General features: G+C 72.9%; 20 protein-coding genes and 1 other RNA gene. 10 read left to right on the top strand and 11 right to left on the bottom strand.

Going from position 1 to position 18,261, the window contains the following annotated elements:
- Positions 1 to 243 precede the first annotated feature (243 nt).
- From AB4K12_RS08100 to AB4K12_RS08090, 3 genes are all read left to right on the top strand, one after another.
- Complete coding sequence (locus AB4K12_RS08100; RefSeq protein ID WP_368433542.1) at positions 244 to 795, top strand: superoxide dismutase family protein; 552 nt, start codon at positions 244 to 246, stop codon at positions 793 to 795.
- 330 nt (positions 796 to 1,125) lie between these two features.
- Entirely contained in the window at positions 1,126 to 2,049 is a 924-nt protein-coding gene (locus tag AB4K12_RS08095; RefSeq protein ID WP_368433541.1) for a hypothetical protein, read from the top strand.
- Positions 2,050 to 2,105: 56 nt separating this feature from the next.
- Positions 2,106 to 2,444 (top strand): hypothetical protein, encoded by a 339-nt coding sequence (locus tag AB4K12_RS08090; RefSeq protein ID WP_368433540.1) that lies wholly within the window; start codon positions 2,106 to 2,108, stop codon positions 2,442 to 2,444.
- A gap of 51 nt (positions 2,445 to 2,495) precedes the next feature.
- On the opposite strand, the gene AB4K12_RS08085 is transcribed toward AB4K12_RS08090, so the two are convergent.
- From AB4K12_RS08085 to AB4K12_RS08070, 4 genes are all read right to left on the bottom strand, one after another.
- The gene (locus tag AB4K12_RS08085; protein WP_367137027.1) at positions 2,496 to 2,747 is read right to left on the bottom strand and encodes a hypothetical protein; all 252 of its coding nucleotides are present in this window, start codon (positions 2,745 to 2,747) and stop codon (positions 2,496 to 2,498) included.
- Positions 2,744 to 3,124, bottom strand: coding sequence for a hypothetical protein (locus AB4K12_RS08080; RefSeq protein ID WP_368433539.1), 381 nt, complete (start codon positions 3,122 to 3,124; stop codon positions 2,744 to 2,746). Before AB4K12_RS08080 ends, AB4K12_RS08085 begins: the two co-directional genes overlap by 4 nt.
- Positions 3,125 to 3,224: 100 nt before the next feature.
- An RNA gene (rnpB, locus tag AB4K12_RS08075) (RNase P RNA component class A) lies at positions 3,225 to 3,634 on the bottom strand.
- A 29-nt stretch (positions 3,635 to 3,663) separates the two neighbouring features.
- Entirely contained in the window at positions 3,664 to 5,130 is a 1,467-nt protein-coding gene (locus AB4K12_RS08070; protein ID WP_368433538.1) for an RNB domain-containing ribonuclease, read from the bottom strand.
- A 174-nt stretch (positions 5,131 to 5,304) separates the two neighbouring features.
- Here AB4K12_RS08070 and yaaA point away from each other — a divergent pair, with 174 nt between their 5' ends.
- A complete protein-coding gene (yaaA, locus tag AB4K12_RS08065) occupies positions 5,305 to 6,105 on the top strand; it encodes a peroxide stress protein YaaA (RefSeq protein ID WP_368433849.1) in 801 nt (266 codons plus the stop codon).
- A 240-nt stretch (positions 6,106 to 6,345) separates the two neighbouring features.
- Positions 6,346 to 6,654 (top strand): hypothetical protein, encoded by a 309-nt coding sequence (locus AB4K12_RS08060; RefSeq protein WP_242646807.1) that lies wholly within the window; start codon positions 6,346 to 6,348, stop codon positions 6,652 to 6,654.
- A 107-nt stretch (positions 6,655 to 6,761) separates the two neighbouring features.
- Here AB4K12_RS08060 and AB4K12_RS08055 read toward each other — a convergent pair whose 3' ends face one another.
- From AB4K12_RS08055 to AB4K12_RS08040, 4 genes are all read right to left on the bottom strand, one after another.
- The gene (locus tag AB4K12_RS08055) at positions 6,762 to 7,925 is read right to left on the bottom strand and encodes a bifunctional RNase H/acid phosphatase (protein ID WP_368433537.1); all 1,164 of its coding nucleotides are present in this window, start codon (positions 7,923 to 7,925) and stop codon (positions 6,762 to 6,764) included.
- A 5-nt stretch (positions 7,926 to 7,930) separates the two neighbouring features.
- Positions 7,931 to 8,674, bottom strand: a complete 744-nt coding sequence (locus AB4K12_RS08050) for a zinc ribbon domain-containing protein (RefSeq protein ID WP_368433848.1) — start codon at positions 8,672 to 8,674, stop codon at positions 7,931 to 7,933.
- A 13-nt stretch (positions 8,675 to 8,687) separates the two neighbouring features.
- Complete coding sequence (locus AB4K12_RS08045; RefSeq protein WP_368433536.1) at positions 8,688 to 9,530, bottom strand: Nif3-like dinuclear metal center hexameric protein; 843 nt, start codon at positions 9,528 to 9,530, stop codon at positions 8,688 to 8,690.
- Between the two features lie 110 nt (positions 9,531 to 9,640).
- Positions 9,641 to 10,678 carry an ABC transporter substrate-binding protein gene (locus AB4K12_RS08040; RefSeq protein ID WP_368433535.1) on the bottom strand — a complete coding sequence of 346 codons (1,038 nt, stop codon included), beginning with the start codon at positions 10,676 to 10,678 and terminating at the stop codon, positions 9,641 to 9,643.
- 328 nt (positions 10,679 to 11,006) lie between these two features.
- On the opposite strand from AB4K12_RS08040, the gene AB4K12_RS08035 reads away from it, so the two are divergent.
- A complete protein-coding gene (locus tag AB4K12_RS08035) occupies positions 11,007 to 12,113 on the top strand; it encodes a hypothetical protein (protein ID WP_368433534.1) in 1,107 nt (368 codons plus the stop codon).
- A 235-nt stretch (positions 12,114 to 12,348) separates the two neighbouring features.
- Positions 12,349 to 12,504: a hypothetical protein gene (locus tag AB4K12_RS08030; RefSeq protein ID WP_179198861.1), complete on the top strand. Its 156-nt coding sequence runs from the start codon at positions 12,349 to 12,351 to the stop codon at positions 12,502 to 12,504.
- 31 nt (positions 12,505 to 12,535) lie between these two features.
- Here AB4K12_RS08030 and AB4K12_RS08025 read toward each other — a convergent pair whose 3' ends face one another.
- From AB4K12_RS08025 to AB4K12_RS08015, 3 genes are read right to left on the bottom strand one after another with little or no spacing between them, the layout of a single operon-like run.
- Positions 12,536 to 13,468, bottom strand: a complete 933-nt coding sequence (locus AB4K12_RS08025) for a 3-oxoacyl-ACP reductase (protein ID WP_368433847.1) — start codon at positions 13,466 to 13,468, stop codon at positions 12,536 to 12,538.
- Positions 13,469 to 13,524: 56 nt separating this feature from the next.
- Positions 13,525 to 14,610, bottom strand: a complete 1,086-nt coding sequence (locus AB4K12_RS08020; RefSeq protein WP_368433533.1) for a Zn-dependent alcohol dehydrogenase — start codon at positions 14,608 to 14,610, stop codon at positions 13,525 to 13,527.
- 32 nt (positions 14,611 to 14,642) lie between these two features.
- Complete coding sequence (locus AB4K12_RS08015; protein ID WP_368433532.1) at positions 14,643 to 15,518, bottom strand: MaoC/PaaZ C-terminal domain-containing protein; 876 nt, start codon at positions 15,516 to 15,518, stop codon at positions 14,643 to 14,645.
- 152 nt (positions 15,519 to 15,670) lie between these two features.
- On the opposite strand from AB4K12_RS08015, the gene AB4K12_RS08010 reads away from it, so the two are divergent.
- The 3 genes from AB4K12_RS08010 to AB4K12_RS08000 all read left to right on the top strand — a co-directional run bounded on the left by AB4K12_RS08010 (position 15,671) and on the right by AB4K12_RS08000 (position 18,231).
- Positions 15,671 to 16,852 (top strand): sensor histidine kinase, encoded by a 1,182-nt coding sequence (locus AB4K12_RS08010; protein ID WP_368433531.1) that lies wholly within the window; start codon positions 15,671 to 15,673, stop codon positions 16,850 to 16,852.
- Positions 16,849 to 17,466 (top strand): DNA-binding response regulator, encoded by a 618-nt coding sequence (locus tag AB4K12_RS08005; protein WP_368433530.1) that lies wholly within the window; start codon positions 16,849 to 16,851, stop codon positions 17,464 to 17,466. Before AB4K12_RS08010 ends, AB4K12_RS08005 begins: the two co-directional genes overlap by 4 nt.
- Positions 17,467 to 17,586: 120 nt before the next feature.
- Positions 17,587 to 18,231 carry a class I SAM-dependent methyltransferase gene (locus tag AB4K12_RS08000; RefSeq protein WP_368433529.1) on the top strand — a complete coding sequence of 215 codons (645 nt, stop codon included), beginning with the start codon at positions 17,587 to 17,589 and terminating at the stop codon, positions 18,229 to 18,231.
- Positions 18,232 to 18,261 lie beyond the last annotated feature (30 nt).

Here is an 18,261-nt window from a genome sequence, read left to right as displayed (position 1 = left end):
GACTGTGAAGGCCTGTGGGGCCGAATATTTGACGCTGTGTCAGGGAGTTCTCGGCGAAGGGCGGGGCGGCGCCCTCGGGCGTTCGCTCCCCGGTGCGCCGAGACGCTCACCCACGTTCGCCGCGCGGGGGTACGGGGGGCTCGTTACCGTGGGTCGGGGGGCACGGCCCGGACCGGGCAGTCGCCGGGGCAGTCGCGGCAGTCGCCGGGGCAGTCGCGCAGTTCGCGCTGGAAGAGGTGGAGTATGGCCGTTCTCGTATCAGTGCTCGCCGCCGCGATGGCCGTCGTGTCGCCCATGACGGGGGCGGCCGATCCCGAGGTCTTCGTGGGCGGCCAGTTCCGGGCCGCCGGGGGCGGCGCGCATCAGGCGGTGACCTTCGACGCCAAGGCGATACCGAGCGGTAGCCGGGTCACGGTCGTGGAGAGCCCCGGCGCCGGCGCGACCCGCGTCGAACTGCGCCTGGACGGCGTTCAGCCGAACCGCACGTTCGGCGCGCATGTCCACACCCAGCCGTGCGGCAGCACGCCCGACGCGTCCGGGCCGCACTACCAGAACGTCAAGGACCCCCAGCAGCCGTCGACCGACCCCGCCTACGCCAACCCCCTCAACGAGGTATGGCTCGACTTCACCACCGACGCGCGCGGCGACGCGCATTCCTCGACGACCGTGGCCTGGCGCTTCCGCCCCGGCGAGGCGCGCTCCGTCGTCATCCACGACCACGCCACCGACACCACCCCCGGCCACGCCGGAACGGCCGGAGCCCGGCTCGCCTGCGTGAACGTTCCCTTCAGCTGAGCCCGAGCCGCGTGCGGCATCATGGACGCGCACTGCCCGGTGGACCGACCGCCGGGCAGTGCGTGCAGGATCTGTTCGGGCCGGGGCGCTTCCGCGCGCGCGGCGGGCGGACGAGTCGGCCTCTCCGCCGGGCATCTTGCATTTATGCGGGAATCGCGGCCGTCGGCAATTCGGAATTCACATGATCCGGACTCCGGACTTCCGTCGACTGCACGTTCGGAACGGTAATCGGAGGGGCTCAACTTCACTTCTGCGAAAAGGATTGACCCTGCCCGAGCGGCACTGCTACCAAAAAGGGCATCGATTCGTCCGCAGATGAGGAGTGGCGATATGCTGCGCATCGATGTCAGCATTTTCTCCGGCCGTCCCGACCCGTCCTGGATCATCACCGACGATAGCCTGGTGAGAAATCTGTTGTCGGATGTGGCCGATGCGGCGGAAGAGGCGGTGGGGATACCGGGAGCGGGGTACGACGGCCTGGGATACCGCGAGGTCGTGGTCTCCGCCGTCAGCGACGACGAGCCCTGGCCGGAGTCCGTACCCCGCAGTTTCTCCCTGGGCACCCTGGGCGCCCGCGACCCGGGCCGCTCGGCCGAGCTGGCCCGCCGGGTCGTGGAGGGCATGACCCGCCACGCGGACACGCGGTTGGCCGAGCACGACCAGACCCCGCTCGACGACGGGCTGCGCGAGCTGGTGCTCGGCGAGATCGACGCCTTCGCGGCCGAACCGCCGGACTGGACCCGCTCCCCGGCGCTCCCCGCGCACCCGCTGCGAACGACCGCCCGGGAAATCGAACCGGCCGCCACCTGCTACATCGAATTCGGCCAGTTCAACCCCGGTTTCTGGAACACCCCGCAAGTCCAGCCGCGCAACAACTGCTACAACTACGCGCGCAACATACGCACCGACACCTTCGCCCAGCCCGGCCGGGCGCACGGCGCCCAGACCGGGACCATGGCCTGCCCGAACGTCACCAACGCCGCCCTCGCCGACGGTTTCGTCCGCCGCTTCCAATGCCTGCCGGACAGCGAGAAACCCCGTTGGCTCACAGCGCTTGTCATCTGGCCGGGCTACGACTTCCACTGGTACCGGCTCCAGAGCGGCAATTTCTGGGGCCACAAGCCGGGCTCGACGCCGGCCCGGGACTACGACAACAGCGGCAATCGGATCACCAACCCGGAAACGTGCAACCGCGGAAATTACCGCGACTTCTGCGGCTACTTCTACGCCGGGCGCTCGGTCGTCATCAGGTGACCGGGCCGGGCGTCGTCAGCCGAAGCCGAGCGGAGTAAAAAGAGACCGAGAGACCGATGCTGGTGGAACTGGACCTCTTCAGCGGTCGCCCCGCCCCTCGCTGGCGCCTCGACCCCGGCGCCGCCGAGGAGTTCCGCACGCTCACGGCCGCCCTTCCACCGGCCCGTACGGCACCCCAGCCCCAGGAGCCGGGGCTGGGCTACCGCGGCTTCGTCGTCACGGACGGCGACAAGGTGACCCGCGTCTTCGCCGGCCGCGTCACCGAGGGCACCACGTCCCGGGCCGACCCGGACAGATCCCTGGAGCACTGGCTCCTGTCCCGCCTCCCCTCGCCCCTGTCCCCTCTACGCCCCGTAGTGACAGCGGCCCTCGACGAGGACGACCGGGGCGGCTGACGCGGCGGGCGCGGCGGGGAGAACAGGCGATCAAAGGATGCACCGTACGCGTCAGATATAGGTCACCTGACGGATATAGACACACTCGTGCCGAGGAATGACGATGCAGACGAAGAATCCACCGGGGACATCGACGCATTCTCCTGCTGGGCTCATCCCTTGGTAGGCGACGCCGTCGACATAGAATGCGGCAGCAGCCCTTACGGCCTCGTCAGCCTTCTTCTCGACCTCGGCGACGAAGGCCGGCGGGGCCCCTCCGATGACACATTCCTCGCTGGGGTCGTACTCCCACCGCCAGCTCATGCCGAGACGGCCCGCTTCGCCTCTTCCATGACCGCGTCGAGTTCATCCATGCCCCTGCGGAACGCCGGATCGTCCTTGCTGGTGGAGTTGTGGACGGCATCGAGGGCGTCGCGCTGCCGAACACTGAGATCAGGGCGTCGCTCGATCTCGACCTGGGCGGCCCACCAGGTGAGCCAATGCTGAAGGTGGCCGATCTTTCCATCCCGCAGGGCAGCGGCGAGAGCGCTTTCCTTGTTTCTCTCCATCTCGCCCAGGCGGTGCGGAGCGACGCGAGCCAGGGCCGCACGGACGGCTTCGGGGCTGCGTTCCGGGCGCGGGATCAGCTCCTGACCACGCGGTGAACCGTCCTGGGGACCGTGCTCGGGCTGTGCGGTCATGCTCTCCTCCTCGGACGGCCCAGCTCACCAGAGGCTCATCAGAATACGGATTCCTGATCCGCAAGGATGTGTTCTGGCCAACCTTCGGATAAGGAAGGGGCGGACGAGTCGGCCTGTACGCCGGGTTCTGTCTCCCGGTCCCCTCGCGGGGGCCGGGGAGGCGGCCATCCATCTAGGCCTGCCGTTGCCGACAGGCTCGTGCGGTCTACCCGCGGACTCGGGCGGGCAGCCCTCGATCGTCCGCGCAGGGTTGTCGCCGTGAAGCGACAGCCCCTCTTGACCTTGCTCCGGGTGGGGTTTACCTAGCCGTCCGAGTCACCTCGGACGCTGGTGGTCTCTTACACCACCGTTTCACCCTTACCGGGAATCCGAAGATCCCCGGCGGTCTGTTTTCTGTGGCACTGTCCCGCGGGTCACCCCGGGTGGGCGTTACCCACCACCCTGCCGTATGGAGCCCGGACGTTCCTCGAAGGACCGGTGAAGGTCCCTCGCGGCCGCCCGGCCGGCTCGTCCGCCGTGACGACCATGTTACCGGCCGCTCACGCGGGGGCGAACCACACCTTCTCGCGTCCGGGGTTCGCCTGGATGACCCGGACCTTCAGGCGCTTGCCGAGGGGCAGCGCGGGCCCGTCGCCGTCGCCCTCGACGTGGCCGACGACGGCCGGGTCGTAGAGGTGGACGGTGCCGGCCGTCGGGCGGGAGTCGAGGACGTCCACCACGTAGGCGTCGAAGACCTCGCCGATCCGGTCGCGCAGCAGTGCCGCCTCGACGAGGTCCACGCATGCGCGTTCGGCCTCGGCCGCCCGGCGGGCGCCGCGCTCCATTTCGGCGGGGAGGGTGTCGAGGGCGGCCCGTACCCATTCGGGGGCGTCGAGTCCGGCGGACGCGGCCAGGCAGAGTTCGCTCGTGTAGCGGTCGGCGAGGCGGCGCAGGGGCGCGGTGCAGTGGGTGTAGGGGGCGGCGACGGCGGCGTGGCCGGGGTCGGGGGGCAGGGGGTGGAGGGAGGGGCGTTCGCGGTCGAAGACGGTGTAGCCCGCGCCGCGCAGCAGGGTGGCGCATTCCTGCAGGAAGGCGGCGTGCTGGGTGTCCTTGGGGTTCAGGGCGCGGACGACGACGGCGTACGGCATGGTCTCGGGCCAGGTCACGCCGAGGGCCCGCGCCACGCGCCGCAGTCGGGCGACGGCGCTCTCGGGGGCCGCGGGGAGGGTGCGCAGGATGCCGTTGCCGGCGGAGAGCATCAGCTGGGCGGCGGCCATGCCGGTCATGAGGGAGATCTGGGCGTTCCAGGCGTCCGCCGGCAGGGGGGAGCGGTAGGCGAGCTCGTAGTGCCAGTCGTCGCGCCGGACGACTTCCTGTTCCGGCACGTTCAGCGAGATGCCACCGCGGGTGCGCTCGAGTTCCTCGCGTCGCAGGCCGATCTCGCGCAGCAGGGACAGCGGCTCCTCCGCCGTGCCGGTGTCGAGGGCCCGCTGGACCCCGGCGTAGTCCAGCCGTGCCCGGCTGCGGACGATCGCGCGCCGTACGTCGGTGGCGACGACGTTGCCGTCGGTGTCGAGGTCGAGGCGCCAGAGCACGGCGGGCCGGTCGTGGTCGGGCAGGAGGCTGGCCGCGTCCTCGCCGAGCAGGCGGGGGTGGAGGGGGATGCGGGTGTCGGGGTAGTAGAGGGTGACGACCCGGGCGTGGGTCTCCTGGTCCAGCGGGCCGCCGGGGGTGACGAAGGCGGCGATGTCGGCGATGGCGTAGTACACGCGGAAGCCGCCCGCCTCCCGCCGGGTCAGGTACATGGCCTGGTCCAGGTCCATCGCCCCCGGCGGGTCGATGGTGAACAGCGGTACGTCCGTCGCGTCGTAGGCGGGCATGCGGGGGCGTCGCGCGGCCCGCTTGGCCTCGGCGAGCGCGGCGGGCGGGAAGGACCGGGGCACGCGGGTCCGCTCGCGCAGCTCGCGCAGGGCGGACACCAGCGGGGCGTGTCCGGTGTCCTTCACGTGCAGGGGGCGGCGGGGCATGGCACCGAGCGTATGGGCGGGGCGGGCGCGCGGCACGGCGAGTGTGGCGGACGGCGTTAGGGTGCACGGAGGCCGGGCGTGCGCCGCTCCGGCCGTGATCGTGTGGCGGGACCGGTGGGCGGTGTCCGCCGGGTGGTGAACCGGGTGGCGATCCCGGTAGTGAAGGAGAACGACGTGCTCGTGCTGTTGCCGCCGTCCGAGGGGAAGGCCGTCGGTGGGACCGGGCCGGCCCTCGAGACCGGGTCGCTGTCCCTGCCGGGGCTGGGTCCGGGGCGGGAGACGGTGCTGGCCGAGCTCGTGGAGCTGTGCTCCGGGGACGAGGACAAGGCCGCCGAGGTCCTGGGCCTGAGCCCGGGCCTGCGCGGCGAGATCGCGAAGAACGCCGGGCTGCGGACGGCGCCCACCCGCCCCGCCGGCGAGGTCTACACCGGCGTCCTCTACGACGCGCTGGACCTCGCCACCCTGACCCCGGCGGCGTGGGAGGCGGCGCGGCGGTCGCTGCTCGTCTTCTCCGGCCTGTGGGGTGCCGTGCGGATCGACGACGCGATCCCCTCCTACCGCTGCTCGATGGGGGTCAGGCTGCCGGGGCTGGGGGCGCTCGGCGCGTACTGGCGCGGTCCCATGGCCGGGGCCCTGCCCGAGGCGGCGGGCGACGGACTGGTCCTGGACCTGCGGTCGGCGGCCTACGCCACGGCCTGGAAGCCGAAGGGCGAGCTCGCGGAGCGCACGGCGACGGTGCGGGTGCTGCAGTCGAGGATCGTGAAGGGCGTGGAGAAGCGGTCGGTCGTCAGCCACTTCAACAAGGCGACGAAGGGCCGGCTCGTGCGGGACCTGCTGAGCGCCGGGTACGAGCCCGCGTCGCCGGCCGAGCTCGCGGAGGCGCTGCGCGCGCTGGGCTACGCCGTCGAGGGGGATGCCGCCCCGGCGAAGGCCGGAAAGCCGTACGCCCTCGACGTCGTCGTCACCGAGCTCTAGTACCGCTGGTACCGCGACGGTCGCGGCGGAGAGCCGGTCACCCGTACGGGGGTGATCGTGCGGCACGCCGCGCGGGGCCGGACCGGCGGCGGCCCGTGCCGCGACCGTGGCCCGGACGAACGCCGACCGGCGGTTCGCCGACCGGATGTGAACGCCGGTGACCGGCGGGGCGATAGCGTGCTGCTCGCCATGAACGATTTCGTTGACGAAGCACGCTCGCGAGTCGCACATCTGCTCCGGATGGCCAATACGACCGACGGCCGGATCAGGGCACAGATCATCGAGTACGCCGACACCACGCCCGAGCCGCCGGTCATAAGCCGGGGGGCCGGGATCGTCACCAGCGGCTGCCGGCGCTGCCTGCGCACGGCGTGGCGGCAGCACGACTCCGAGGGCCCGCTGTGGGTGTGCGGCACGTGCGGGCATGTGGAGCCGATCGTGGTGCGGTGCCCGCACTGCGACATCGACATGACGCCGCCGCGCATCGGCGACCCGGACCGCTGGGAGTGCCCCGGCTGCGAGTGGGTCGCCTCCACCACCGACCGCTGACGCTCACCGACCGCTGACGTCCGCGAGCACCACGTACGTCGAGGGGCCCCCGTCGTGGACGACGGGGGCCCCTCGAAAGTCCGCCCGGGCAGACCGGGCGGAGGGCGCTAGCGCAGGTGGGACGTGTCGTTCAGCAGCCGCACCGAGGCGTTGCCGTCCGCGTAGTAGGCCACCGCCGACAGCGACGCCGCCGACAGCTCCATGCGGAACAGCGACTCCGGCGGCGCGCCCAGCGCGAGCCGGACCAGTGTCTTGACCGGGGTCACATGCGTGACCAGCAGCACCGTACGACCCGCGTACCGGGTCAGCAGCCGGTCCCGGGCGACGGCCATGCGCCGTGCCACGGTCGCGAAGCTCTCGCCGCCGCCGGTGGGCGCGGCCTTGGAGGAGGCCAGCCAGGCGTCCAGGTCGGCGGGGTGGCGCTCCTTGACCTCGGCGAAGGTCAGGCCTTCCCAGGCGCCGAAGTCGGCCTCGCGCAGGCCCTCGTCGACGCGGACCTCGAGTCCGAGGGCCTTGGCCACGGCCTCGGCGGTCTGCCGGGTGCGGCGCATGGGCGAGCTGACGATCGCCTGGATGGTGCCGCGCGCGGCCAGTGCCGCCGCGACGGCCTCGGCCTGGCGACGGCCGGCCTCCGACAGCTCGGGGTCCGTGCCCCCGCTGCCAGAGAAACGCTTCTGCGGCGTCAGCGCGGTCTCGCCGTGGCGCAGCAGGACGAAGGTCGTGGGCGCGCCGAGGTCGGCCGCGGCTCCCCAGCCGACGGGAACGGCCTTGGGCTCCTCCAGCGGCGCGGCGGCCGGGGCGGTGGCCCGGTCCGCGACGGCGAGGCCCGCGGCCGAGCCGCCCGGCTCCCACTGCCGGCCCGCCTTGCCGGCGTCCATGGCCTCGTTGGCCAGCCGGTCCGCGTGCTTGTTCTTCTCGCGCGGGATCCACTCGTACGAGACCTGGTCGGCCGGGTAGACGCGCTGGGCCCGTGCGGCCAGCGGCTTCATGTCAGGGTGCTTGATCTTCCAGCGTCCGGACATCTGCTCGACGACGAGCTTGGAGTCCATGCGGACCTGGACGACGGCGTCCGGGTCGAGGGCCTTGGCGGCCTCGAGCCCGGCGATGAGGCCCTTGTACTCGGCGACGTTGTTGGTGGCCGTGCCGATGAAGGCGGCCGCCTCGGCCAGCGCCTCGCCCGTCGCGGCGTCGAGGACCACCGCGCCGTAGCCGGCGGGCCCCGGGTTGCCCCGGGAGCCGCCGTCCGCCTCGACGATGAAGCGATTCGCCATGTGGCTCAGAGGCCCGACTCGGGCGTACGGACCAGGATGCGGGTGCAGTTCTCGCAGCGCACCACGGAGTCCGCGGCGGCCGCGCGCACCTCGTTCAGCTCGGTGATGTCCAGCTCCAGACGGCAGCCCTCGCAGCGGCGCTGGTAGAGGCGGGCGGCGCCGACGCCACCCGCCTTGGCGCGGATCTTGTCGTAGAGCTTGATCAGGTCGGCCGGGACGGAGGCGGCGACGACCTCGCGCTCCTTGGTGACGCCGGCGGTCTCGGCGTCGATCTCGGCGGTGGCGGCGTCGCGGCGCGCGACGGCGTCGTCGACCTTGGCCTGGACGGAGGCGACGCGGCCGGTCAGCTCGGTGGCCCGCTCGGCGGCGGCCTCACGGCGCTCCATGACCTCGAGGACGACGTCCTCCAGGTCGCCCTGGCGCTTGGCGAGGGAGGCGACCTCGTGCTGGAGCTTCTCCAGGTCCTTGGGGGACATGCCGGCGCCGGAGTCCAGGCGCTGCTGGTCGCGGGCGGCGCGCTGGCGGACCTGGTCGACGTCCTGCTCGGCCTTGGTCTGCTCGCGGGCGCAGTCGCTCTCCTCGGTCTGCGCGGCGACGAGCAGGTCGCGGTGCTGGGTGAGGTCGCCCTCGAGGGAGGCGATCTCGGCGTGCTCGGGCAGGCTCTTGCGCTTGTGGGCGAGCTGCGTCAGGCGGACGTCGAGGGCCTGGAGATCGAGAAGACGGATCTGGTCGGCGGGCGCGGCGTTCAGTGGAGGCTCCTGATTAGTGGTGGTTGGGGGCGGACGACGCCGCGTGGGCGGTCCAGGGGTCGGTGACCGTGCGCGAGACGTGGGTGCGCAGGCCCCAGCCGTGACGGTCGGAAATCTCGTCGAGCTGGGCGGCGGCCTGCTCGGTCCAGGGCCATTCGGTGGCCCAGTGCGCGGCGTCGACCAGCGCGAGCGGGCTGTGCGCCCGTGCCTCGGAGGCGGGGTGGTGGCGCAGGTCGGCGGTGACGTAGGCGTCGACGCCGGCGGCGCGCACCTGGTCGAAGAGGGAGTCGCCGGAGCCGCCGCAGACGGCGACCGTGCGGATGGTGCGCGTGGGGTCGCCGGCGACGCGGATGCCCTGGGCGGTGGCGGGCAGCCGCTTGGCGGCGCGCTCGGCGAACTCGCCCAGGCTCATGGGCGGGTCGAGCTCGCACAGCCGGCCCAGGCCGCGGCGGCCGGAGGGGTCGGCCGGGTCGGGCACGAGGGGGCCGGTGACGCGCAGGTCGAGGGCGCCGGCGAGGGCGTCGGAGACGCCGGGGTCGGCGCTGTCGGCGTTGGTGTGCGCGACGTGCAGGGCGATGTCGTTCTTGATGAGGGTGTGCACGGCGCGGCCCTTGAAGGTGCCGGCCGAGACCGTCGTCGTCCCGCGCAGGTAGAGGGGGTGATGGGTGACGAGCAGGTCGGCGCCGAGCGTTACGGCCTCGTCGACGACTTCCTGCACGGGGTCGACGGCGAACAGGACCCGGCCGATCTCGGCCTCGGGGTCGCCGCAGACCGTACCGACGGCGTCCCACTGCTCGGCCCGCTCCGGGGGCCAGAGGGCTTCGAGGGCGGCGATGACTTCAGACAGTACGGGCACGGAGGAAAGGCTACCTTCCTCCGTGCCCGCCGTTCGCTGACGCTTGCTCCCCTTACTTCAGTGACTTCAGGGGTTTGCTCCGGGGACGGCCGCCGGTCGCTTCGCGCGTGTCACTTCACCAGGAAGCCGCGGAGGTCGTCCAGGACGCTGTTGGCGGCGGTGACGCCGAGGCCGAGGTACCAGGTCTCGTCCTTGACGGGCTTGGCGTGGCCGTCCTTGACCGCCTGGAGGTTCTTCCAGAGCGGGTTGTCCTCGGCGGCGTTCCGCTTGGTCTTGTCCGGGTCGCCGTAGACGCCGGTGAAGATCCAGTCGCCGTCGGCCTTGTCGATGTTCTCCGGGCTGATCTCGACGGCGAGCTTGTCGGCCTGCTGGATCTTCGGGCGGGGCAGGCCGGCGTCCTCGAGGACGGTGCCGATGAAGGACTGCCGGGCGTACAGGCGTGTGAACTGCGGCAGGTAGCGCACCATGCTGATGGTGGGCTTCTTCTCCCCGAGGTCGGCGCCGAGCTTCTTCGCCTTGGTCTCGTATGCCTCGAGCTGCTTCTTGGCCTCGGCGGTCCTGTCCAGGGCGGCGGCGTTGAGGAGGTAGTTCTCCTTCCACGTGAAGCCGGGGCGGATGGAGAAGACGGTCGGGGCGATCTTGGAGAGGTCCTTGTAGTTCTTCTCCGCGCGCAGCTTGCTGCCCAGGATCAGGTCGGGCTTGAGCTCGTTGACGGCCTCGAGGTTGAGGTTGTTGATGGTGCCGACGCTCTTGGGCTCGCCGACGTCCTTCTTGAGGTACTCGGGGATGTCCTGGCTGCCCTCGCTGGGGGCCCAGCCGACGGGCTTGATGCCGAGGGAGACGACGTTGTCGAGCTCGCCGACGTCGAGGACGACGACGCGCTTGGGCGCTTCCTTGATCTCCGTCCTGCCGAGCGCGTGGGTGACGGTGCGCGGGAACTGGCCCGGCTTGGCGTCGGTGCCCAGCTTCGCGGTCTCCTCGGCCGCCTTGCCGAAGTCCTTGCCGCCCTGCGCCACGGACTTCGACCCCGCGCCGCCGTCCTTGCCCGCCGTGTCGTCCGTGTCGCCGGACGAGCCGCACGCCGCGAGAGCGAGCGCGGCGGCCAGGGACAGGGCTGCGGCGGCGGTGCCGCGGCGGCGGAGGGTCATCGGGACTCCTGGGGGTGGTGCAGAGGTGGGGGTGGTGGTCAAGGCGACGTCAAGAGCGCCGGTCAGCCACATGTCGCGCCACTTAGGTTCGCCTTGCCTTAGTCGCACTTTAAACATGCCGTCCTCGCGCAGCACAACCGCCCCCCGCACGTGCATCGAACCCGAAAACCGCCACCCGTACGCGTGAAGCAGCGGGCGTCGGAGGGTTGAGCCGCAGGCGCGATAACTACGTTCAGTGCCGGAGGTGACGTTTCTCATGACGGTCTGTGCTCCCCATGACACCCAGAGCGCCCCGCAAAGCACTTCCCGGGGCGCGTCGCCGGTGGACATGAGACGTACGGCGTTCACGGTCACTGTCGACGGCTCGTACGCCGCCTGGCTGGCCCTCGGCCACGGCACCGACGGCTGGTTCCCCGAGCGCTGGACGCTCGACGGTCCCGAGCCCTACGCCGTGTCGCTGCCCGGCGGCCAGCCCGAGGAGCCGGACAGCGAGGTCCTGCCGCTGTCCGACGGCCGGGTGCTGATCCGCCGCCGGGTGGCCGAGCGGTACGCCCTCTCCCTGCTCTATCCGGCCGGCCCCGGCACGGGCGAGCTGCCGCTGGGCGCCATCGAGTGCCCGTACCTGTCCCTCCTGCCGCCCGCGCCCGACGGCACGTCGGCGTACGCGCTCGTGCACGGCGAGGAGCAGACCACGCTCTGGCGCGTCCACGGCGGGGCGGGCGGGCCGGAGCTGCTGGCGACGGTGCCGGGGCACTGCGAGGGCGGGGCCTGGCTTGATCGGTCCGGCCGGCTGCTGGCGCTCGACCGGGAGCTGGAGGGCCTGACCAAGGCCGTCGTCGTCGACCTGGGCCGGGGCGGGGAGACCGGCCCGCTGCTGCAGATCACCGAGAAGAGCAACGACCGGCTGCTGCTGGCCGAGCCGGACAGCGGCCTGCTGGTCGTACGGTCCGACGCGCCCGGCGTCGACCGGCTGGGGTGGGGCGTGCTCGGCTCGGCCCGGCCGGTGCGCTTCCCGGAGTGCCTGCTGCCGCCGGACGCCTCGCTGACGCCGTTCGCCGCGCAGCCGGGCCAGGGGCTGTCGCCGGAGGGCTGCTCGGTGGCGTTCCGGGTCGACCGGGCGGCGGGCAGCTGGGTGGGGGTGTGGCGGCCGGGGAGGAAGCGGCTGCAGCAGTTCCAGGGGCCGGCGGGGTGGCTGGCGGGCGCGGGGCTGTGGACGGCGGACGGCGAGCTGCGGCTGCCGTTCGTCACGCCCGGCGTGCCCTGCGGCCTGGCCCGGCTGCGGCTGTCGGAGGACGGCACCGCGGTGGTACCGGGCGAGGCCGGGGAGGACGCCGCGTGCGAGGACGCCGCGGACCCGGAGGAGGGCGAGCCGGCGGCCGTGCCGGCTCCCCGGCCGGTGCCGTTGCAGCAGGCGCCCTGCGCCCGTACGTCATAACGGGGGACATCGCGGACACGCGATCGGGCGCGGGTGGCCCGTTGATCAAGGTCCCGTTAGACTCGGCCGGGGGTCGCGCAGCGGTACCGGACGGGCACCCGGGTGAACCGAGGTGAGCGGAACGGTCGCGCGTGGCAAGCGTGTTGACGTCTGGTGATGTCTGTGACGCCGTGCGCCACTGCCGTGGCCCCGACGCGCAGAGCACGCATCCCCATCCCACGGAGTGACTTTCCCCATGCCCGATGCCCGAACCGACACGACCGAGGCGCGTCCCCTTGAGGCGTCCGCCCAGGCCGCATCCGCCGGCGCCGGCAGGCACCGCGGTCCGGCCGCCCCGGACGAGAACCGCGCCCCCGCCCACGGCAAGCACCGCCGCGCCGACGCGAACTGACCGCAGCACCTCACACTCCGGACGGGCTCCTTCAGGGGCCCGTCCGGCGTTTGAGCCCCAGCACCTCAGGCACCGCGAAACCCTCGTCCCGACACCCCAGGTGATAAGGGGTCAGGACGGCCGCCAGTTCCTCCACGCCGAAGCGCTCCTCCTTCGCCTCGAAGCACGCCGCCACCGTCGGCCGCCCGATGACGGCCACCATCCCGCCGTGCGCGACGAAGACCTGGCCGGTCACCTCCCCCGCCGCTGGCGACGCCAGGTAGGCCACCAGCGGTGAGACGTGCTCGGGGGCGAGCGGGTCTCCCCCGCCGCCGGCGGGGACGGCGGCGAAGACGTCCTCGGTCATCCGCGTCCGCGCTCGCGGGCAGATCGCGTTCACCGTCACCCCGTACCTGCGCAGCGCGTGCGCCGTGGAGGTGGTGAGGCCGACGATGCCGCCCTTGGCCGCCGCGTAGTTCGGCTGCCCGGCCGAGCCCGCCAGGAACGCCTCCGAGGAGGTGTTGACGATCCGTCCGTACACCGGGGCTCCCCCGGCGGCCTTGGAGCGCTCCCGCCAGTGCGCCGCGGCGAAACGCGTGGTGTTGAAGTGGCCTTTGAGGTGCACACGGATGACCGCGTCCCATTCGTCCTCGGCCATGGAGAACACCATGCGGTCGCGCAGGATGCCGGCGTTGTTGACCAGGACGTCGAGGGAGCCGTACGTGTCGACGGCCGTACGGACCAGGGCGCGGGCCTGCTCGAAGTCGGCGACGTCCCCGACGTGGGCGATGGCCCGGCCGCCCGCCGCCCGGATCTCCTCGACGACCGCCTCGGCGGGGGCGGACGAGGCCTCGCCCGAACCGTCGCGGCCGGGCCGGCCGTGGTCGTTGACGACGACGGCGGCGCCCAGACGGGCGAGCTCGAGGGCCTCGGCCCTCCCCAGGCCCCGCCCGGCCCCGGTGACGACGGCGGTCCTGCCGCGCAGGGAGACGGGGCTCTCTCCCGGGGGCGGCGTCGGGGGCGGCGGCGTCGGGAGCGGCGTCACATCGTCACCCAGGTGCGCAGCGCCTCGCCCGTGCGCATCTGCTCGATGGCGTCGTTGATGCGGGCGAGCGGGACGCGGTGGGTGATCAGGCCCTCGAGGTCGACGCGGCCGGCCCGCCACAGGGCGATGGCGCGTTCGTAGGAGCGCAGGACGTCGCCGCCGCCGTAGAGGGACGGCAGGATCTTCTTCTCGTCGAAGAACAGCTCGAACATGTTGAGGCTCAGGTGGTCGTCCAGGGCGCCCGCGCCCACGATGCACAGGGTGCCGCCGCGGCGGGTGGCCTCGTAGGCGGTGCGGGCGGTGACGGACTTTCCGACGACCTCGAAGACGTAGTCGAAGCCCTCCCGGCCGGTGACCTTGAGCCTGGCGTCGGCCAGCGCCTCCGGGGCGACGGCCTCGGTCGCCCCGAAGCGCAGGGCGGCCTCGCGGCGTGCCTCCACGGGGTCGACCGCGACGATCTGCGCCGCGCCGCAGACGCGGGCGCCCTGGATGACGGAGACGCCGACGCCGCCGCAGCCGATGACCGCGACCGTGGAACCGGGCGCCACCCGCGCGGTGTTGAGGGCGGCGCCGAGGCCGGTGGTGACGCCGCAGCCGATGAGGGCGGCGACCTCGTAGGGCACGTCGTCGGGGATCGGCACGGCGCAGTTGGCGTCGACGACGATCTCCTCGGCGAAGGTGCCGGTGCCGGCGAAGCCGTAGAGGTCGGTGGTGCGGCGCCGGAAGTTGGGGACGCCGGAGTTGCGGAGCGAGGCGAGGCAGAGCTGCCCCTGGCCGCGCCGGCAGGAGGCGCAGCTTCCGCAGGGCGGCAGCCAGCAGACGAGGACGCGGTCGCCCTGTTTGAGGCCGGTGGCCTCGGTGACGCCCGGGCCGGCCTCGGTGACGACGCCCGCGCCCTCGTGGCCGGGGACGAAGGGGGCGTTCTGCGGGAGGACGCCGGACATCGCGGACAGGTCGGAGTGGCACAGGCCGGCGGCCCGTACACGGATTCTGACCTTGCCGGGGCCGAACCCGACGGCTTCGACGTCGTCGAGGACGTCGAGCGCCTCCTGCCCGGTCCTGTGCTGTACGGCTGCGCGCATGACGGAGCTCCCTTCGCGGGGTCCTGGGACGGTTACGCGTACTCGACGACCGTGTCGGTCAGCACCGGCGCGTCCTCGCGCTCGACGGCGGTGGCGGTCAGCTGGATCCGGCCGGGCCCGGGGGTGTCGCGCCACATCCGCACCCGCAGGGTCTCGCCGGGATACACGACGCCGGCGAAGCGGGTGGAGTACGCGCGCACGCGGGCGACGTCCCCGTCCAGGACGGTGTCGACGACCGCCTTGAGGGCGATGCCGTAGGTGCACAGGCCGTGCAGGATCGGCTTGTCGAAGCCCGCGCGCCGGGCGAACCCGGGGTCGGCGTGCAGGGGGTTCCAGTCCCCGGAGAGGCGGTAGAGCAGGGCCTGGTCCTCGCGCAGGGGGCGGTCGGCGGTGGCGTCGGGCGGCGTGGCGGGGGTTTCCGTCCGCTCCTGCCCGCCCGAGGGGCCGCGCTCGCCCCCGAAGCCGCCCTCGCCCTTGACGAAGATCTGGCTGACGCACGTCCACAGCGGCCCGTCGGGGTCGGCGACGTCGGCGCGCAGCACGATGACGGCGGCCTTGCCCTTGTCGTACACGGCGGCGACGCGCGAGGTCTGGGTGGCGTCGGTGGCGCGGACGGGCAGGGGACGGTGGACGGTGACGGACTGTCCGCCGTGCAGCACGGCGGCGAGGTCGACGTCGATGCCGGGCGCGGTCAGTCCGCCGGCCAGGGCCGTCCCGCCACCGGCGACGGTGGCGAAGGACGGCAGCACGTGGAGCCGGCTCTCCAGGGTGTAGCGCAGTTCGGCGGGGTCGGTGGCGGGGGTGCCGGCGCCGACGCCGAGGTGGTAGAGCAGGACGTCCTTGTGGTCCCAGGCGAGGGGGACGGTCCGCGGCGCGGCGGCGACGGCCCGGGCGGGGTCGATGGGCATGGAGGGGTGTGCTCCTGTCTGACCGGCGACTAGAACGCGTTCTACGGCCCCGTGTATAGCCGATCTCCGATGACGGGGGAAGACAAATGTCATGGATGGCCAGGGACAATCGCTTCTGACCACGCCCCGTTCGGCTTCCTAGGATTTCCGGCATGGGAAAGAAGCAGGGGCGGGAAGCCACCGAGGACGACGTCGCACTCCACAGGCCACCGGGCAAGTACGTCTTCGTGCCCTGGCTGTTCATGATCGCCGGCGACGTCCAGGACCTCGTGTGCGGCGAGTTGCCGCTGCCATGGCTCGGCGGTGCGGGAGTCCTCGCGTTCGCCGGGCTCTACATCGCCACGGTCTGGCTCGGCCTGGAGCGCGAGCGCCTCGGCACGCGCACGCCCCGCCTGCTCCTGCTCGGCCTCGCCGCGGTCACCTACGCCCTGACCATCGGCTACGGCGGCGACTGGATGCTGTGCTTCCCCATCCTCTCGCTCGCCGCCGGCGTCGTCCTGCGCGGCGAACGCCTGCGCGACCAACGGCTGCTCGGCTTCGCCGTGCTCGCCTTCGCCGGGTCGTCCGGGGTCATCGCCGGCTTCCACGGCAGCTGGGAGGACTCGATGGGCACCGGCTACGGGACCGTCCTGTCCGGCCTGGTGACCGCGACCGTCCTGCGGCTGTCCGAGACGGTCACCGAACTGCGCGCCACCCGGGAGGAGCTGGCGCGGGCCGCCGTCGAGCGCGAGCGGCTCCGCTTCTCCCGCGACCTGCACGACCTGCTCGGCCACACCATGTCGGTGATCGTGGTGAAGGCGGAGGCGGTGCGCCGGCTCGCGCCGCGCGACCTGGACGCGGCGCTGGGCCAGGCCGCCGACATCGAGGCGGTGGGCCGGCAGGCGCTGACCGAGATACGCGAGGCGGTGACCGGCTACCGGGCCGGCGGCCTGACGACCGAGCTGGAGAGCGCCCGTTCGGTGCTCGACGCGTCCGGCATCACCGTGGACATCCGCCAGTCGGGGCCCGTGCTGCCGCCCCAGACGTCGGCGCTGCTGGGCTGGGTGGTGCGCGAGGGGGTCACCAACGTCGTACGGCACAGCGGGGCGGCGCGGTGCGCGATCGAGGTGCGGGGCGAGACGGACCGCGTGCATCTGGAGATCACCGACGACGGCCGCGGCATAGGGTCGGCACCGGGGGCGACCGGTGCGGGGGGCAACGGTCTCAAGGGATTGACGGAGCGTCTGGCCGCCGCGGGCGGCTCCCTGACCTCCGGCCCGGACGGACGGCGCGGGTTCCGGCTCGTGGCGGAGCTTCCGGTGGACGACAACGACGAGGAGGGGCGAGCCGCATGAACAGCGAGCTGACCAGGGTGTTGCTGGCCGAGGACCAGGGGATGATGCGGGGCGCGCTGGCGCTGCTGCTCGGCCTGGAGGAGGACCTGGAGATCGTCGCCCAGGTGGGCGACGGCGACGAGATCCTGCCCAAAGCGCTCGAGGTCCGCCCGGACGTCGCCCTCCTCGACATCGAACTCCCCGGCCGCAGCGGCCTCGACGCCGCCGCCGACCTTCGCTCGCGGCTGCCCGGCTGCCGCGTCCTGATCCTCACCACCTTCGGACGTCCCGGCTATCTGCGCCGCGCGATGGAGGCGGGCGCCTCGGGCTTCCTGGTCAAGGACGGCCCGGTGGAGGACCTGGCGGCCGCGATCCGCCGCGTCCTGGCCGGCGAACGCGTCATCGACCCGGCCCTGGCGGCCGCCGCCCTGAGCGCCGGCCCCAACCCGCTGACCCAGCGCGAGCGCGACGTCCTCGCCGCGGCGGTGGACGGCGCGACCGTCGCCGACATCGCGGCGAAGGTCCACCTCTCCCCCGCGACGGTGCGCAACTACCTGTCGGCGGCCATCGGCAAGACCTGCACCCGCAACCGCATGGAGGCGGTGCGCGCGGCACGGCAGAACGGCTGGCTGTAAGGCTTCCCGGGGCCGGGACCTCCCGGCCCCGGCCGCCCCGCCCACGGCCCGCCGGAGCGCGTACGGCAGCATGTGTCCTTGCCAAGCCACAGCCGACGCACGTGCAGGACGGGGACGACCATGGCGCCCAAGCCCGAGATACTCACCGCCTTCGAGGCGGCGAAGGGGTTCATGCCGCTGGACGAGGGCCTGGCCCTCCACGCCGCCGCCGAGGAGGCGGGGCGGCTGGGGCTGCCGCTGCTGGAGGTGGGCACGTACTGCGGGCGTTCGACGATCCTGCTCGCCGACGCCGCCCGCGCGGCCGGGACCGTGGCCGTGACCGTCGACCACCACCGCGGCAGCGAGGAGCAGCAGCCGGGGTGGGAGTACCACGACCCGTCGGTCGTGGACGACGCGCCGGGCCTGGGGCTGATGGACACGCTGCCGACGTTCCGCCGGACGCTGTACCGGGCGGGGCTGGAGGAGCACGTCATCGCCATGGTCGGGCGCTCCCCGCAGGCCGCCTCCGTGTGGCGGGCGCCGCTGGGGCTGGTGTTCATCGACGGCGGGCACACCGACGAGCACGCCACCGCCGACTACGAGGGGTGGGCGCCGCACGTGGCGCCGGACGGGCTGCTGGTCGTCCACGACGTCTTCCCCGACCCCGCCGACGGCGGCCAGGCCCCCTACCGCGTGTATCTGCGGGCGCTCGCGTCCGGGGCGTTCACGGAGGTCTCGGTGACGCACTCGCTGCGCGTACTGCGGCGTACGGGTCTCGGGATCTGAGCGGCGACGCTAGGCTCGCCCGCGTGTCCC

Source organism: Streptomyces sp. C36 (assembly GCF_040932295.1).
GTDB classification, from domain to species: domain Bacteria; phylum Actinomycetota; class Actinomycetes; order Streptomycetales; family Streptomycetaceae; genus Streptomyces; species Streptomyces triculaminicus.
This window is presented reverse-complemented; position numbering and strand designations above follow the sequence as displayed.